This is a genomic window from Nonomuraea sp. NPDC054003 (genome assembly GCF_055585125.1).
Map to the genome: position 1 here is coordinate 1 of NZ_JBVJKR010000009.1, position 14,584 is coordinate 14,584.

Sequence of the window (14,584 nt, forward strand, 5' to 3'; positions counted from 1 at the left end):
AACACCCACCGGCCGCATCAGGCGCTGGACATGAGCCGGCCCGCCGACCGGTTCCGCCCCCGCCACGAGGACGCCTTGCCGCTGCGGCTGCCGCCCGCCCTGCGCGCACCCTGCGATCCGCACTCCGGAGCTGCGCCCGAACCTCAGCCTGAGCCCGTGATGATGCCGTCGACGCAGGCCGAGACAGCCGACCTGGTGGCGACTGACGACACTGACTCGGTCGAGCTGGCGGTGGAGTTCACCCGGGTCGTTCCCGCCTCGGGCAACCTGGCCGTCTGCGGGCAGCAGTTCTGGCTGGGCACCCACCGCGCCGGCCTCACCATCACGCTGCGGGCCGATACCGGCACCGTCGAGCTGCTGGCCGGCGGGGTCAGGATCAAGAAGGTCCCGTCCCGGCTCACCCCACAGCACCTGCAACGGCTGATCGTCGAGGGCGGCAGGCGCATCCGGCCCGCTCCCGCACCGGTCCGGCCCGGCGTCGGCGGGGCGGTCGAGGTCGACCGGACCATCAACGCCAGCGGCCTGGTCGCCCTGGGCGGCCGGCAGTACTCGGTCGGCTACCAGTTCGCCGGGCGCCGGTTGACCGTCCGCATCGACGGTGCCGTGCTGCACCTGAGCGATGGGCACACGCTGCTGCGCACCCTGCCCAACCCGCTCACCAGCACCGAGATGGCCCGCCTGCGTGACGCCCGTCCCGCCGGGCCCGAACCACGCCCGGCCGCCGAACCCGTCCGCGGGCAGCGGCGCGTCAGCAGCCGCGGCCAGCTTTCGGTCGCCGGCCAGCGCATCCGGGTGGGTATCGGCCACGCCGCAACGACCGTGACCATCGAGGACACCGACGGGACCTTCCGCATCACCACACATGCCGGCCAGGTCATCGCCGAGGTCGCCCGCACCACCACCAAGCCGATCGCCCGGTTCAAAGTCCGCAAGCCCCAGCACCAACGGAAGGTCACCTCGGGCGGGTAGAACTGCGTCCATGGACGTGATCAAGCTGCAGCAGGCGTTAGACGACCTCTTCGACCAGGCCCTGCTGCGGCACGGCTTCGTGGATCACCTGCGCGACTACCAGCTCGTGATCCTGCCGATGCCCGATCCCCGGACCGGGACCACACCGGCGACGCGGCGTTACCTGTTCCGGTACTGCGTGCAGGCCACCTGCACCACCGCGCTGCCGGCCCACACCTGGCGGGTATCGCTCGATGACCGGCTCACCACCTACGAAACCGGCGTCGAGCTCGACGGATACGTCTGGGGCGTCAACTGGCAGGAGCTTTATCCCGGCGCCACGCTCATCACCGACTCACCCACCGCCCGCAGCTGGGCCGCAGCCATCGGCATCGACTTCCATGAAGTCCGGATCGAGACCAACGCGCACGACCTCACCCTGGTCTTCTCCGACCTGACCATCGAAGAACTTCCGCCCCCGTCACCGGGACACGGCCACGAATTCCCGGTTCAATAGGCACCAAGAGAACGACAGATCATCTAGCCGGAGTGTCACCCACCTCCCGAGCCGGATCTGTCACACAGGTCCTGAGACCTGACATTGAGCCGTTGCGGCTCTAAGCAGGTCTTTTCGCCTGTCACTCGAAGCCGCTCGGCTGTACCGCCTGATCCCTGGCTGGTACCTATCCTTCAGCGGGCTCGGTTGAGGTGACGAAGCTGCCGAGGTTGGGGACGGTGTAGATCTTGCCGGCGGCTCTGAGGCGTTCCATGGCCTTGCGTATGGTGGGGCGGGAGACTCCGAACTCTTCCATGAGCTTGACCTCGGAGATCTTGAACTTGGTTCCCCATTCTCCTGAGTCGATCCGCTCCATGAGGACTTCGAGGATCTGCTCCCAGCGGGAACGGTCCTCTTCGTACTCCCAGGTGCGTGTGTGCTCGACGTATCTGGCCACGGTATGAGAATAGGAGGGCGTTTCATGCTCCTTCAGTGCGGATCGTGGCATTCCACGGAGCTGCATGAAGCTTCATGGAGTGGACAGGGGCTTACAGGATTGGTAGCTTGGTGACATGGCGTTGGTGAGCGACGGTTCAGAGCCCCTCCGGGTGGGGCTCCGCCCGTGCGCTCCGGCTGGCTGCCCCGTGAGGGTGCATCGCGCGGCTAGAGCTGGCTACCGCTCACCAGCGCCTACCCCTGTGTTCGCGGCCTGGCTCGGCGTCGCCGACTAGGGTGCCCCTGAGCTACGGAGGTTGATGGACCTGTGACCCCGCTCGACGATCTTCATGGCAGGCATCCCGCCTCACCCCGGCCGCACGCGCTAGCTGTGAGATGGTCGCTCCATCAGCCACAAGCAACCAGAATCCGCGTCCGCGACTACACCTGTGAATGCCTGGACGTGGTCTTCGAGCAGTGCCGGGCTGGCGGGCTCGCCTTTATTCGGCGCTATGACCGGTCGGTCTTTCCGTGGGTGATCACCGAGAGTCCGTGGGAGAGGGTCCGCGACACAGAGCTGTTGTGGCGGCAGCTCATGACGGGGAAGGCGAGGTAACGACGCACCGGGTCAACCACCAACGCGCACTCAGCGTCACGATTTATCGCTGATCTGTGACGAGCGTTTCCGCAGGTCGAAGGCTGACCTGCGGTTTCGCGCGCCCGCCGACTGGCAGTTTTTCTGCCAGTGACGCAGGTCACCCGCCTTATCGTCGAAGCAAGCGACGGCGAGAGGAAGGGGCTCGGACGTGGCAACAGAGTATGCGACGCAGGGTCAGCGGATCGCGCGGGCTCGTCACCGTAAGGGCTGGGATCAAGCAACTCTCGCCGAGAAGATCGGCCGTTCTGTCTCCTGGCTGTCGAAGGTGGAGAACGGGCGGATGCCGCTGGACCGGATGAGCGTCGTCGGCCAGCTCGCCGAGGTACTCGGGATAGAGGTCGCCGAGCTGACCGGCCAGCCGTACCAACACGAGACGCCCGAACTCGACTCCGGTCACGCGGCGGTTCCGGGACTACGGCTCGCCCTGCAGCAAGCCTCGCTTCCCGGCGGCGTCATGTTGCCGACGGCCCGGGAGCCGCGGAGCTTGCAAGAGTTGGAGGCGAACGTTCGCCTGGCCGAGCTGCTTCGCCAGGACGCCAAGTTCACCGCCCTGGGTGAGGTGCTGCCCAGGATCCTCACCGACCTGATCGCGATCATCAGCAGCTCTTCCGGAGATCGCGACCGGGCCGAGGCGTTGATGCTGCGGGCCTGTCACATGGCCCGGGTGTCGTCGAACCTGCTGGGACACCATGATCTCGGCTGGACGGCGGTACAGCGCGAACTCGTCGCCGCTCAGCACGTGGGTTCGCCTGAGCTGATCGCCGCAGCAAGCTGGGATCTGTGCGGGGTGTGGCTGCACGAAGCACAGCTCGACCCGGCCAAGGACGTGGCTCTGTCGGCGCTGAACCAGATCGAGCCGCATGTGAGCGGAAACGACACGGTCAAGGCGATGTGGGGTGCTCTGCATCTGAGGGCCGCCGTGGCGTACTCCCGGCTATGGGATCAGCGAGAGGCGGAGGACCACCTTGAGGAGGCTCGCCGCGTCGCCGAGGTCCTGCCGCGCGACGGCAACGCATTCCAGACCCAGTTCAACCGTGTCAACACCACTATCCACGCCGTCGAGGTCAGCATGGAGCTGGGCCGTCCGCGTGAGGTCATCTCGCGGGCCGAACACGTCGAGGTCGCCGAGATCGCCTCGTCCGAGCGCCAGGCTCACTACTGGACCTGCACCGCGGCCGGTTACCACATGAACAGGAAGGAGAACGAAGCCGCAGATGCTCTGCTCCGTGCCGACCGGATCGCGCCTCAGCACGTCCGGAACCGTCCGTTGGTCCGCAACATCGTGCGCGACCTGCGAGACAGCGGCAAGCTGCATCGTCAGCGCGAGATCCTCAATCTCGCAAAGGTGATGCGGCTGCTCTGAGCGCGACAATGGAGGGCCATCCGCGCAATGGCTCCCCACCCATCAGGTAACCCGGGGGCGCTTCGGCGTCCTACCTACACAATGGGGTGGTACGTGGGTCTCAGTGAGACTGAACGACAGATCTTGCTTCGCGAGCTGGCGGAGATAACCGTCGACCTGGCCGAACTCCACCAGCGCGCGATCAGGATCACTTCTCGGCTTGATCAGGGCGAGTCCGAGCGTCTAGCTCGTCCAGCCTGACCGCCAGCTTGCTCATGTGCTGACGGATCTCGCGCAACTGCTCGGAGATGATGCGGAACTCTTCGCTGTGCTCGCCGGGGGAGGGGGCGGCTTCGACATCGTCAGGGGTGCGGGTGACGAAACTGCCCGACCCCTGGCGAGTCTCGATGAGCCCTTCGTCGCGGAGCACAGCCAGGGCATTGCCGATGGTCATCATGGCCACGCCGTACTGTTCGGACAGCTCGCGTGCCACGGGGAGTTGCTCTCCCACGGCATACCGGCCTGAGGCGATGTCGCGCCGGATGTCTTCGGCAATCCTCAGGTACGGCCGGCGCCGGTCAGTGGTTGCCATGACTCCACAGTAGACGTTCTAGATGCCTAGGTCCCTGGGCAACCTGTAACCAATCTCGAAAAGATCATGGCGTTCTCAGTTTGAAGAGCTAGATATCTAGGTATCTTGATATCCAGCACAGTCACTCAAGGGAGTTGCACCAATGCGCACCGTCCCCATCCCCGTCGACACGAACAAGCTCACCATCACCTGCGTGAAGGCCCCGCGCCCGCGCGTCCTCAACCGCGACACCGGCGAGATCAAGACCGACAAGAACGGCAACACCGTCTACGAGGTCACCGTCTCCGTCGAAGACGAGACCGGCCGCATCGAACTCGTCAAGATCGGTATCACCGGAGAGCCGCCCATCAAGGCCGGCGACCCGGTCAACGCGGTCGGCCTGCTCGGCTACGTCTGGGAGATGGCCGGCCGGTGGGGGATCTCCTACCGCGCCACCGCCCTCCTCCCGCTACGGGAGGCCGCCGATGTCTGACCAGCACTGGTCGATGCTCGGAGTCCTGGCCGCCGTCGCGGCCGGGCTCTGGGCCTGGCGCCGCTTCCACTACCGCTCCTTCTGGCTCGTCGTCGGCTTCCCGATCGTTGCCATCACCGTGCGGGCCACCTGGCGCAAGGTCGCGCTCGGCTGCGGGCTGACCAAGAAGCGGCAGCGCTTCTGGTTCACCACCGTCCCCGGCCTCGTCTCCTCGACCGGCGTCATCCGCGTCCGGCGCAAGTTCCAGCGCGTCGCCGTGGACACCAAGCCCTGGATGTGGCTGCCAATGCCGACCCGGCACGGCTGGCGCGTCACCTTGCACACCCTGGAAGGACAGATACCTGGCGACTACGCCGACGTCGCCGAACGGCTCGCGCATTCCTGGGGCGTGCACGCCGTGCGCGTCTCCTCCGACAGGCCCGGACGGGTCCGGCTGGCCGCGACCATGCGCGACCCGCTGGTGCGGGTCGATGAGCTGCCGCCCTCGCCCGAGCTGCTCAAGGTCACCGTGGGCCGGTTGGAGACCGGCGGGCCGTGGGTCGTCGACTTCAAGACCGTCCCGCACTGGCTGAACGCCGGGGCCACGCAGTCCGGCAAGTCCAACCTCGCCAACGCCCTGATCGTCGGCTTGGCGCCGCAGCCGGTGGCGCTGGTCGGCTTCGACCTCAAGGGCGGGGTCGAGTTCACCCCGTACGCGCCGCGCCTGTCGGCGCTGGCCACCACCCGGGCCGAATGCGGCGGGCTGCTCGATGACCTGGTGGCGCTCATGACGGACCGGATGGGCGTGTGCCGGATGGCTGCCGCGCGCAACATCTGGCAACTGCCGCCGACCATGCGGCCGGTCCCGGTTGTGGTCCTGGTGGACGAGCTGGCCGAGCTGTACCTGATGGCGGACAAGAGTGAGAAGGACGAGATCGCCAAGACCTCTACCGCGCTGCTGCGGGTGGCGCAGCTCGGGCGGGCGTTCGGCATTTACCTGTTCTGCTGCGGCCAGCGGATCGGCTCCGACCTCGGGCCCGGCGTCACGGCGCTGCGGGCGCAGTGCTCGGGCCGGATCTGCCATCGGGTCAACGACCCGGAGACCGCGACCATGACCCTCGGTGACCTCGACCCGGCCGCGCTCGACTCCGCCCGCGCCATCCCTGCCCAGACGCCCGGCGTCGCGATCGTCGCCAGCCAGGACGGTCAGTGGTACCGGGCCCGCTCCTTCTACGTCAGTGAAGCCGCGGCCGAATACGCCGCCTGCACCTACGCCGCTCTCGCCCCGTCCTGGGCGGACGTGATGGCCGCGCAGCCTCACGAGCTGCCCGACTCGCAGACCGCCTGACCAGAAGGGAGGAACCGTGATGTGCCGCTTGGCCGCCTGGCTGCTCGACACCGGCCCGGTCGTCGTCCTGGCCCTGATCGCGGGCGCGGGCTCGTTTACCCACATCCGCGACACCGCCACCGAGCACGGCCAGAGCGGCTGGATGGCCTGGGCCGTGGCCGTCTGCATCGACCTCACGTGCGTGATGGCCGCTCGCGAGCGCCAGCGTGACAAGAGGACCGGCCGCATCCGGCGCGGCCCGGTCTCCTGGCCCGTCCTCGTCCTGGCCGGCGGCATCGTTCTGTCGCTGGCGGCGAACCTGCAACAGGCCGACCCGACCGTGTGGGGCTGGATCACCGCTGCCACCCCGGCCGCCGCGTTCCTCGTCGCCGTCTCCATGCTGGAGCGCCGCGCCGAAGCGAACCGTACGGAGCCGTCCTCGGACGTCCCGCAGACGTCCCCGTCCTGGACAGCGGCGTCCCCGCCGGTCCCCGAACGTCCGCAAGCCGTCCCGGCCGCGGTCCCGTATGAGGACCGTCCCGCGCTCGTCCCCGCTACCGAGGACGGCCAAGACGACAGGCAGGACGGGCCCACGCCCGACCCGGCACTCGTCGACTACGCCCGCCGCGTCGCCGACGAACACCGCACCACCTATGGCAAGCCCATCACCCGCGACCAGCTCCGCGCCCGCCTGGGCGTGTCCAACCAGCTCGCCTCAGACCTGCTGCGCACCCTGCGTACCGCATGAGGACAAGGAGATCACCGATGCCCGACGACCGCCTCGCCCTCGTTCACGGCCTCATCCACCTGGCCGCCTTCCTCCAAGCCAACCCCGACGTGCCCACCCCACGAAGGGCCGTCATGCACTACTTCGCCGAGCACGGCGACGACGACCAGATGCGCGCCCAGATCGACACCATCGCCCGCCTTCTCGGCAGCACGGCCGACCCGGACGGCGGCCACTACACCACGTCGGTGCGCTTCGGCCCTGTCGAGTACCGGGCCGTGGCCATCCTGTCCGACGCCCGCGGCCGCCACGCCGCCCACGACAGCTACCGCGACTGCATCACACCCGACGCCAACTAAAGGAGAACCGCCATGCGTATCCGCCTCGAAGGAAACCGCGCCGAGATCGCGCTCGGCATGCTCCACCTGCGCGACGCCTTCGACGTCACCTCGATGTCGCGGGCCTACCCCGACCGGACCCGGCCCCGCAGCTACCGCATGTACGTGACGATCAGCCCGCGCAAGAGCCGGTGACCGCCATGACCGAACAGCCCTGGGCCGACTGGCCCGAGATCCTCGACGCCATCCCGATCGCCCGCTACCGCTGCTGCACCTGCGGCGGCACCGGGCTCACCGACGACACCTGCGCCGACTGCCACGGCACCGGCTTCGACACCCACGGCGCATAGCCGTAGCGCCCCCCGCCTGGCCACACATCCGCCAAGACGTCCGCCAGGCCGGGGGCCATCCCACACCAGCTGACTGGATAGGACGGTCCCATCTTGCCCTGCCTTGCCCACTCCCACGCCGTCGCCGGAATGATCGACCGGCTCAACCACCCCGACTACGACCGCTGGGCCTCCCAGATCCGCCGTACCGGCGGCTGCCGCCAACCCATCCACCTGCGCGGCAAGGTCGAACACTACGACCAGGCCACCGGCCAACTCCTGCACCGCTACACCACCCGCACCGAACCCGACGGCATCCTGCGCGTCCCGTGCAAGACCCGCCGCGCCTCCCGCTGCCCGGCCTGCGCCGAGATCTACCGCGCCGACACCTACCAACTCATCCGCGCGGGCCTGGTCGGCGGCAAGAGCGTGCCGGAGACGGTCAGCGCGCATCCGTGCCTGTTCGTCACCCTGACCGCCCCGTCCTTCGGAGCCGTGCATGTCCGGCGGGAGAAGAACGGCAAGGTCCTGCCCTGCCACGCCCGCCGGAATGCCGCCACCTGCCCGCACGGCCGCATCATGTCCTGCACCGTCCGGCACGCTGCCGACGATCCGCGGCTCGGGGAGCCGCTGTGCCCAGACTGCTACGACTACGACGGGTCGGTGTTGTTCAACGCGATCAGCCCGGAGCTGTGGCGGCGTTTCACCGAGGCCCTGCGCCGCCGCTTCGCCAAGCTCTCCGGCCTGACGCTGAAGGCCCTGCGTGAGCAGGCGGTCATCTCGTTCGCCAAGGTCGCCGAGTACCAGCGGCGCGGCGTCGTCCACTTCCACGCCGTGATCCGCCTCGACGGTCCAGACGGCCCCACCTCGCCGCCCCCTGCCTGGGCCACGGCTGAGGCCCTGGCCGACGCCGTCCAGCACGCGGCGGCAGCCGTGACCGCAGAGATCAAGCCACTCGGCCGTGTCTTCCGCTGGGGGAGCCAACTCGACGTCCGCCGCATAACCCTGGACGGCGAACTCACCGAGCAGGCCGTCGCCGCCTACATCGCCAAGTACGCGACCAAGGCCGCTGAATGCGTCGGCACCCTGGACCGGCGCATCCAACTCCTCGACGACCTCGACGCGCTCCCGATCCGGCCGCACGCCCGCCGGCTGATCGCCGCATGCCTGCGCCTGGGCACCCTGGAAGACCTGGCCGACCTCCGGCTGATCCAGTGGGCGCACATGCTCGGCTTCCGCGGCCACTTCTCCACCAAATCCCGCCGCTACTCCACCACCCTCGGCGCCCTCCGCGCCGCTCGCGAAGAACACAAGCGCGCCGAGAACATCACCACCGGCCGCCTGCCCCTCTTCGAAGAAGACACCGTCCTCGTCATCGCCCACTGGGAGTACGCCGGACAGGGCCTCTCCCTCGGAGACCAACTCCTCGCCGCCGCACTCACCGGCACACGGCTTCCCGCCACTGGTGGTGATGCTTGATGAGCAGGCGTGACGAGCTGCTGACGGTTCCGCAGGTCCTCTCCGAACTCGGTGGGGTCTCTCGCCGCACCTTCTACCGCTGGCGCGAACTCGGCCGTGCGCCGGTCTGCGTTCAACTGCCCAACCTCGAACTCCGCGTCTGGCGGAGCGACCTCATGGCCTGGCTCGACTCGCGACGGGAGGCAGTGTGAACACCACCTACGACGTGCGTTTCAGCCAGATCCAGCAAAGATCCAATGGTGGCGCGTCGAGCTTCGTCGCGCGCTGGCGGGTGGCGGGCAAGGAGAGGTCGAAGAGCTTCCGTACCAAGGGCCTGGCCAACGCCTTCATGTCCGACCTTCGGCAAGCGGCCAAGCTGGGGGAAGAGTTCGATGTCGCCACCGGCCTGCCGGTGTCGATGGCAGCGCCGCCAACCTCCGGTCCGTCGTTCCTGGAGTTCGCGCAGTCGTACGCGCTTTGGCGCTGGAACACCTCGGCGGCTCGAACTCGGGAAACGGACGCATACGCGCTCCTGAGCCTCATCCCCGCCCTGGTGGCGGACGCGCCGCGCCGTCCCTCTGCGGAGGAACTGCGGGAGGTGCTCAGGATTCATGCGTTGCTTCCGGAGAAGCGGCGGGTCGACCTGACCACGGCGCAGACGGCGACTCTGCATTGGCTGGAACGGGCGTCGCTTCCGCTGTCGACCCTCGGGGAGGCAGACGTTCTCCGTACGGCCCTCGACGCCATCTCAGTCACGTTCGCCGGTAAGCCAGCGGGTGCGAACACGGTGCGTCGTAAGCGTGCCGTCCTTCATCACCTGCTGGAGCATGCGGTTGAACAGAAGGTGTTCAGCGGCAATCCGCTGGATGCGATCAAGTGGACGGCGCCCAAAGCCGTGACGGTCGTCGACCCCCGCACCGTGGTCAACCCGGCCCAAGCGCGTCAGCTCCTCGACGCCGTGCCCAAGGTGGGGCGCAAGCGAGGTCCGCGGCTCAAAGCGCTGTTCGCCTGCATCTACTACGCAGCCCTACGGCCGGAGGAAGCGGCCGATCTGCGGCTGAAGAACTGCACCCTGCCTGCGTCGGGCTGGGGCCTGATCGTCCTGGAGCGGGCTCGGCCACAGGGGACGAAGCGCTGGACCAACTCCGGCGAGACCCACGAGTCGCGCAGCTTGAAGCACCGCGCGGACAAGGAGACGCGAGAGATCCCGATCCCACCCGTCCTGGTCGTCATGCTCCGCGAGCACATCGTCGAGTACGGCACTGCCAAGGACGGCAGGATCTTCCGGACCGGCACCGATGGGAGCTACTCCAGCTCGGCGTATTCCTACGTTTGGCAAGAGGCCCGGAAGCTCGCCCTCACCCCGGCACAGGCTGCCTCGTCGCTAGCCGCCCGGCCGTACGACCTTCGCCACGCCGCCGTGTCGCTCTGGCTGAACGCGGGAGTCCCGGCACCGGAGATCGCCAAGCGCGCCGGTCACGGCGTTGACGTCCTGTTGCGGGTCTACGCCAAGTGCATGGACGGCCAGCAAGCACAGATCAACAGCAAGATCAACGACGCCCTGGACCCATAGCCCACCTTCACTCCGACTTCGGCCCCGGCACGACCGGGGCCTTCTGCTTCATACGCGGCGTCAGCCGAGTCGGTCCCACCAGGCGACGCCATGGTACGTCAACCTTTAATGCACGGGTAGTGATCAGGGAGACCCTATGCACGATGAGAACGACCGCCCTGGCCCTTCAACCGAAAACCTTCCTCCACTGCGCCGACCTCCGTACGGCCTGCCACTTCGAAGGCGAGCCCGGCCGATCGACGCCACCGCCAATCTCCGCTGGAGGAGGTACGCGACTCCGACGCCGCCGAAGAAATCAACATTGCACGGCTCGGATCGTCGGGCAAGGCTCGCACTGGTCGCCGGGTTCCTGGCCTGCGTTGTTCTCGGCGTCTGGTCGAGCGTCCCAGGCACCGGCGGGGCCTCCGAGGGGTCGAGAGGCGCCACGGGGACAACACACCACCTGAGTACGGCAGAGAAGCCGGCCGTATCGCTTCCCCCGTCGCCAGAGCCCACGACCAGCGCTCGGGCCTCGACCGTGCTAAGCCCGAAATCTACGCCAGTGAAAACCGTGAAGCGTGAACGGGCAGAAACATCGGGCGTGAGCCGTCACCGGAGGCAGCGCGTAGTTCGGGTCGAACCGCGTAGGAAGCCCTCCGCATCCGCGGGCCGGGGTAGAGCGACCGAGAGAAGAGGCGCGCGTCGGGGTACCGGAAACCCGCTGGTTCCCCTGATCGCCGCGAGGTGCGACGCGATGTTCCCGCCTTCCCGCCCAGCGTCCCGTCTGCGCAACCGGGTATGCCATCAGGTCTACGGTCGATAGTCAGCGCCGTCACTCGTCGAAGCCGGCGATCCAGCCCTCGATGTACTTCGCCGCTTCCTCGGCGAGAACCACGGCCTCCCTGGGGGCCGGGCCGAGGGAGTCGACGAGCTTCTCAGGGTCTACCGGCTGGCCGGGGCTCACGAGATAGCAGGACAGGCCCGTACTCATCTGCCGGGCCATCGAGGAGACGAACGCGTTCCGGCGGAACCTGTTGCACAGCAAGAGCAGGCCCTGGCGCTCAAGTTCCTGCCTCAACTCCGTCAGCGTGTCCTCGAAATCCACCGGAGAGCGGAACACCAGAGGCGCAGCGTTCTGCCGGTCGAAGCGGAGTTCGCAAATATCGTCGTCTTCGATGTCCCGCAGCGTTACGACGCATGGCAGGCGTGACTCATCTGCGAGATTCACTGCTTCAAGCCGGTACATGCTCACCTCGGTTCATAGTTCGGGTTGGGTATCCACGTGTCCGGCTGGTCGAATCGGCCTAACCGCCAAGCGCCCCTGATCTGGCCTGGTTCGATCCGCTTGAACACAACTTCCTGCTCAGGGAGCAGGTACTTCACCCCGTCCCTGTATTTCACGGGCTCGCCGTTACCCCAGTTGTCTATCTCGTAGATGAAGCCCTTGTGTTTGATCGCGAACCCTCGTGCCACGTTCTTGCTTTCGGAAGCCGCGATCAAGCCGTTCCCGCCGGTCATGTGTTCTTCGAGGCCCATCTCAGGGTTGCGGGCGGTCATGCCGTTCTCGAATATCCTCCCCGTTCGTCGGCCGTCGCCCCGGAACAGCGGGGGAGTTCCTTGGTCTACGCGTCCAGAAGTCGCGCTCTCGAGTGATGATGTCTTCCCTGAAGGGCGTACCCTCGTGCTCTCCGCGGCCTTCGCTAGAGCTCCGGCAATGCGCTTGCCACCAGAGGCTACGCTGCTCGACCCGCCTGATCCGAGGGCCGCCAGGATGTCCGGGATGAGGCGTCCGAAGGCTCGTTCGGGGTTGGTTATCCAGGTGTCCCAGTCCGCCGCTGCCTTGGCGAACCCGAGCGGATCCTGAACGCCCGCGATCACTGCTTGCGCGACGTCACCGGCGTCGCGTTCCCACCCCCAGTAGTCGAAGATGATGCGGTTGGGGGACATGGTGAGTACGGTCTGGCCTAGTCCGGTTGCGCCCTCGACGGCGCCCTTGGCGAGTTCGATCACCGGGTCGCCGGAGTTGAGATTCGGGTCGAAGGTGGCTTGGATCTGCTGGCCCACGCGGTCCCAGAAGCCCCCGGTCACTGGGAGCACCGCGCCGGGGGCGAGCAACGCCTCGTCCACCATGACGGGCTTGCCGCCGCTGAACAATTCCGGCTTGTCGAGCTCCATCCGCTCCAGGAGCAATAATCGCCGGTTGATCTCCGGGCCTTGCTGTCCGGCCCACCCGGCTACCTGGCGGATCTTGTTGGCTGAGACCGGCGACAACCAGGCCCCGCGCAGCAGCTCCCATAACTCGTCGCCGATGGAGCCTAGAAAGGTCTCAGCCGTGTGCATGGCTGCCTTCAGCGCCCGGACGCCCTCGGGGACCATGCCTTCGAGTTCGCCCATGGCTCAGCCGGGGCTGTTGGCGGGGGTACGGGCGAGCAGGGCCCGGAGTTCGTCAACGGCCTCGATGCACGCGTTGAGCAGGACCTGGTGCTGTCCGGTGAGCTCTTGGCCGAAGCGCTGCGCGGCTGGGCCGGTCCAGATGCTCTGCGCCATCAGCGTCACCGCTCGGTCGAGGCTGGTCCTGGCCTCGTCGGTCAGTTGCTCTGCTCGGCGTAACGCCTGTTCCACTTGCTCCCGGGTCATGCGCGACTCCCTCGGGCGCGGTGATGGGGCATGAGATCGAGGTTTGTTGCCATTGGACTTCGGTGCATGAGTCAGAGCAACCGAATCGTCGGGATTGGTCTGATATCGCCGAACGGAGTACCTCGCAGGTTTGGACGGCATTCTGGCGGCTCTACGCGGTCGAAGCGGGCGGAGTCTTCCCTAGTACGGCAGCCGCCATTTGCTGTGCAACAACCTCTTCTTCGGCGGAGTCTGTCTCATCCAGGCGAAGCGGTGGGCGGGGCTTGTCGGGCTGGACGCGGTCCACGCGCTCACCGGTGTCATGGCGGACCACAACGCCACGACGGGTGTCCTGGTCACCACCTCATGGTTCGGGCGCGCCAGCGAGCAGTTTGCCCAGCGGAACAGGATCACCTTGATCAACGGCGCCGAGCTCAAGCACCTCATCAAGCAGTACTTGAGCATCGATGTCATTCCGGGGACAACGCCTCCTCGGAATGCGAGAGCCTCGGACAATACGCAATCTGGTCGCCCAGGCCCCGACGCCTGAACGCAGCTTCGTAAGGAGTAGCGGATATGGCGCCGCTACTCCTGCGCCTGAGCTCCGCGCATGATCGTGATGCTCTGGAGGACGTTGCTGACAACGTGGTCGGCTCGGTGCTCGTGGCCTGACCACGTGCCTCGGTCGATCCAGATCGCACGTAGGCCGGCTCCCTGGGCACCTTGAATGTCTGCGATGAGGTTGTCGCCCACCATCCAGCCGCCCTCGGCGAGGCTGACCCCACACCGCTCGGCGGCGATGTGGAAGAGCTGGCTCTCCGGCTTGCGGACGCCCTCGACTCCCGAAACCGCGTATCCGTCCACCGCGGCGGCCAAGCCGGTCCGCTGGAGTTTGCCGAGTTGGTTGTCGGCCATACCGTTCGTGACGATTCCGACTCGCCATCCTGCGGCGCGCAGCTTGGCCAGCGCTTCGAGCACGCCTGGGTAACAACGTACGAGATGCGGCATGCGCTTGCGGTAGGCGGCCCAGAGCTCGTCGACAGGTTCCGGCAGTGCGAAGCGCTCGCGCACTTCGCTGAAGAAGGCCTCTCGATGCGGGTACCCATCTCGATCCAGCGAGAGGAGCCAGGCAACCCCCTCAGCCCCCAGCCAGCGGGCATCTGCGAACTCCTCGGCCCAGCGGACGAACGCGGTGTCGAGGTCAATGAGCGTTTTGTCGAGATCGAAGAGGGCGAGCCGCTGCACGAGGCCACTCTAGTTAGCGGCAAGGGCGCGGCGTGGACATAGGTTCCGGCGGCAGGGAACTTCAGCCTCG

General features: G+C 67.2%; 18 protein-coding genes and 1 pseudogene. 13 read left to right on the forward strand and 6 right to left on the reverse strand.

The features are described 5' to 3' along the window. Together ACZ6YG_RS23645 and ACZ6YG_RS23650 are read left to right on the forward strand one after the other, a co-directional pair. Nucleotides 1-969, forward strand: a pseudogene (locus ACZ6YG_RS23645) (IS481 family transposase); the annotation flags it as partial. A gap of 10 nt (nt 970-979) precedes the next feature. Further along, a complete protein-coding gene (locus ACZ6YG_RS23650) occupies nt 980-1,465 on the forward strand; it encodes a YxiG-like protein (protein WP_466019206.1) in 486 nt (161 codons plus the stop codon). A 166-nt stretch (nt 1,466-1,631) separates the two neighbouring features. Here ACZ6YG_RS23650 and ACZ6YG_RS23655 read toward each other — a convergent pair whose 3' ends face one another. After that, a complete protein-coding gene (locus ACZ6YG_RS23655; RefSeq protein ID WP_466019207.1) occupies nt 1,632-1,901 on the reverse strand; it encodes a winged helix-turn-helix domain-containing protein in 270 nt (89 codons plus the stop codon). Nucleotides 1,902-2,685: 784 nt separating this feature from the next. Between ACZ6YG_RS23655 and ACZ6YG_RS23660 the strand changes: the two genes are divergently transcribed. Next, the gene (locus tag ACZ6YG_RS23660) at nt 2,686-3,900 is read left to right on the forward strand and encodes a helix-turn-helix domain-containing protein (protein WP_466019208.1); all 1,215 of its coding nucleotides are present in this window, start codon (nt 2,686-2,688) and stop codon (nt 3,898-3,900) included. A 187-nt stretch (nt 3,901-4,087) separates the two neighbouring features. Here the strand turns inward: ACZ6YG_RS23660 and ACZ6YG_RS23665 are convergent, their stop codons facing one another. Then, complete coding sequence (locus tag ACZ6YG_RS23665) at nt 4,088-4,471, reverse strand: GntR family transcriptional regulator (protein ID WP_466019209.1); 384 nt, start codon at nt 4,469-4,471, stop codon at nt 4,088-4,090. A gap of 142 nt (nt 4,472-4,613) precedes the next feature. On the opposite strand from ACZ6YG_RS23665, the gene ACZ6YG_RS23670 reads away from it, so the two are divergent. The 9 genes from ACZ6YG_RS23670 to ACZ6YG_RS23710 all read left to right on the forward strand — a co-directional run bounded on the left by ACZ6YG_RS23670 (nt 4,614) and on the right by ACZ6YG_RS23710 (nt 10,674). After that, nucleotides 4,614-4,943 carry an SCO3933 family regulatory protein gene (locus tag ACZ6YG_RS23670; protein ID WP_466019210.1) on the forward strand — a complete coding sequence of 110 codons (330 nt, stop codon included), beginning with the start codon at nt 4,614-4,616 and terminating at the stop codon, nt 4,941-4,943. Further along, nucleotides 4,936-6,270, forward strand: coding sequence for an FtsK/SpoIIIE domain-containing protein (locus tag ACZ6YG_RS23675; protein ID WP_466019211.1), 1,335 nt, complete (start codon nt 4,936-4,938; stop codon nt 6,268-6,270). Before ACZ6YG_RS23670 ends, ACZ6YG_RS23675 begins: the two co-directional genes overlap by 8 nt. A gap of 19 nt (nt 6,271-6,289) precedes the next feature. Beyond that, nucleotides 6,290-6,997: a DUF2637 domain-containing protein gene (locus tag ACZ6YG_RS23680; protein WP_466019212.1), complete on the forward strand. Its 708-nt coding sequence runs from the start codon at nt 6,290-6,292 to the stop codon at nt 6,995-6,997. A 17-nt stretch (nt 6,998-7,014) separates the two neighbouring features. Next, nucleotides 7,015-7,335: a hypothetical protein gene (locus ACZ6YG_RS23685; RefSeq protein WP_466019213.1), complete on the forward strand. Its 321-nt coding sequence runs from the start codon at nt 7,015-7,017 to the stop codon at nt 7,333-7,335. A 12-nt stretch (nt 7,336-7,347) separates the two neighbouring features. Next, complete coding sequence (locus ACZ6YG_RS23690; protein ID WP_466019214.1) at nt 7,348-7,509, forward strand: hypothetical protein; 162 nt, start codon at nt 7,348-7,350, stop codon at nt 7,507-7,509. 5 nt (nt 7,510-7,514) lie between these two features. Beyond that, nucleotides 7,515-7,664 (forward strand): hypothetical protein, encoded by a 150-nt coding sequence (locus ACZ6YG_RS23695; RefSeq protein ID WP_466019215.1) that lies wholly within the window; start codon nt 7,515-7,517, stop codon nt 7,662-7,664. Between the two features lie 129 nt (nt 7,665-7,793). Next, nucleotides 7,794-9,122, forward strand: a complete 1,329-nt coding sequence (locus ACZ6YG_RS23700; RefSeq protein WP_466019387.1) for a replication initiator — start codon at nt 7,794-7,796, stop codon at nt 9,120-9,122. After that, on the forward strand, nt 9,122-9,313 hold the full coding sequence (locus ACZ6YG_RS23705; protein WP_271275777.1) for a helix-turn-helix transcriptional regulator: 192 nt from the start codon (nt 9,122-9,124) through the stop codon (nt 9,311-9,313). Before ACZ6YG_RS23700 ends, ACZ6YG_RS23705 begins: the two co-directional genes overlap by 1 nt. Next, nucleotides 9,310-10,674: a tyrosine-type recombinase/integrase gene (locus ACZ6YG_RS23710; protein WP_466019216.1), complete on the forward strand. Its 1,365-nt coding sequence runs from the start codon at nt 9,310-9,312 to the stop codon at nt 10,672-10,674. The genes ACZ6YG_RS23705 and ACZ6YG_RS23710 overlap by 4 nt, the downstream gene beginning before the upstream one ends. An 811-nt stretch (nt 10,675-11,485) precedes the next feature. Here the strand turns inward: ACZ6YG_RS23710 and ACZ6YG_RS23715 are convergent. Genes ACZ6YG_RS23715 through ACZ6YG_RS23725 form a run of 3 tightly spaced genes read right to left on the reverse strand, consistent with a single transcriptional unit; the run spans nt 11,486 to nt 13,290 of the window. Then, nucleotides 11,486-11,905 carry a hypothetical protein gene (locus tag ACZ6YG_RS23715; RefSeq protein WP_466019217.1) on the reverse strand — a complete coding sequence of 140 codons (420 nt, stop codon included), beginning with the start codon at nt 11,903-11,905 and terminating at the stop codon, nt 11,486-11,488. Further along, on the reverse strand, nt 11,902-13,047 hold the full coding sequence (locus tag ACZ6YG_RS23720; protein ID WP_466019218.1) for a hypothetical protein: 1,146 nt from the start codon (nt 13,045-13,047) through the stop codon (nt 11,902-11,904). The genes ACZ6YG_RS23715 and ACZ6YG_RS23720 overlap by 4 nt, the downstream gene beginning before the upstream one ends. A gap of 3 nt (nt 13,048-13,050) precedes the next feature. Beyond that, nucleotides 13,051-13,290, reverse strand: coding sequence for a hypothetical protein (locus ACZ6YG_RS23725; protein WP_466019219.1), 240 nt, complete (start codon nt 13,288-13,290; stop codon nt 13,051-13,053). 199 nt (nt 13,291-13,489) lie between these two features. Between ACZ6YG_RS23725 and ACZ6YG_RS23730 the strand changes: the two genes are divergently transcribed. Continuing rightward, complete coding sequence (locus ACZ6YG_RS23730) at nt 13,490-13,819, forward strand: restriction endonuclease (protein WP_466019220.1); 330 nt, start codon at nt 13,490-13,492, stop codon at nt 13,817-13,819. A 35-nt stretch (nt 13,820-13,854) separates the two neighbouring features. Here ACZ6YG_RS23730 and ACZ6YG_RS23735 read toward each other — a convergent pair whose 3' ends face one another. After that, the gene (locus tag ACZ6YG_RS23735) at nt 13,855-14,514 is read right to left on the reverse strand and encodes an HAD family hydrolase (RefSeq protein ID WP_466019221.1); all 660 of its coding nucleotides are present in this window, start codon (nt 14,512-14,514) and stop codon (nt 13,855-13,857) included. Nucleotides 14,515-14,584 lie beyond the last annotated feature (70 nt).

Bases quoted from the DNA above. Each gene is read 5' to 3' on its own strand.
- ACZ6YG_RS23650 (WP_466019206.1), top strand. From the start codon at position 980: ATGGACGTGATCAAGCTGCAGCAGGCGTTAGACGACCTCTTCGACCAG.
- ACZ6YG_RS23665 (WP_466019209.1), bottom strand. From the start codon at position 4,471: ATGGCAACCACTGACCGGCGCCGGCCGTACCTGAGGATTGCCGAAGAC.
- ACZ6YG_RS23670 (WP_466019210.1), top strand. From the start codon at position 4,614: ATGCGCACCGTCCCCATCCCCGTCGACACGAACAAGCTCACCATCACC.
- ACZ6YG_RS23675 (WP_466019211.1), top strand. From the start codon at position 4,936: ATGTCTGACCAGCACTGGTCGATGCTCGGAGTCCTGGCCGCCGTCGCG.
- ACZ6YG_RS23680 (WP_466019212.1), top strand. From the start codon at position 6,290: ATGTGCCGCTTGGCCGCCTGGCTGCTCGACACCGGCCCGGTCGTCGTC.
- ACZ6YG_RS23685 (WP_466019213.1), top strand. From the start codon at position 7,015: ATGCCCGACGACCGCCTCGCCCTCGTTCACGGCCTCATCCACCTGGCC.
- ACZ6YG_RS23690 (WP_466019214.1), top strand. From the start codon at position 7,348: ATGCGTATCCGCCTCGAAGGAAACCGCGCCGAGATCGCGCTCGGCATG.
- ACZ6YG_RS23695 (WP_466019215.1), top strand. From the start codon at position 7,515: ATGACCGAACAGCCCTGGGCCGACTGGCCCGAGATCCTCGACGCCATC.
- ACZ6YG_RS23700 (WP_466019387.1), top strand. From the start codon at position 7,794: ATGATCGACCGGCTCAACCACCCCGACTACGACCGCTGGGCCTCCCAG.
- ACZ6YG_RS23705 (WP_271275777.1), top strand. From the start codon at position 9,122: ATGAGCAGGCGTGACGAGCTGCTGACGGTTCCGCAGGTCCTCTCCGAA.
- ACZ6YG_RS23720 (WP_466019218.1), bottom strand. From the start codon at position 13,047: ATGGGCGAACTCGAAGGCATGGTCCCCGAGGGCGTCCGGGCGCTGAAG.
- ACZ6YG_RS23725 (WP_466019219.1), bottom strand. From the start codon at position 13,290: ATGACCCGGGAGCAAGTGGAACAGGCGTTACGCCGAGCAGAGCAACTG.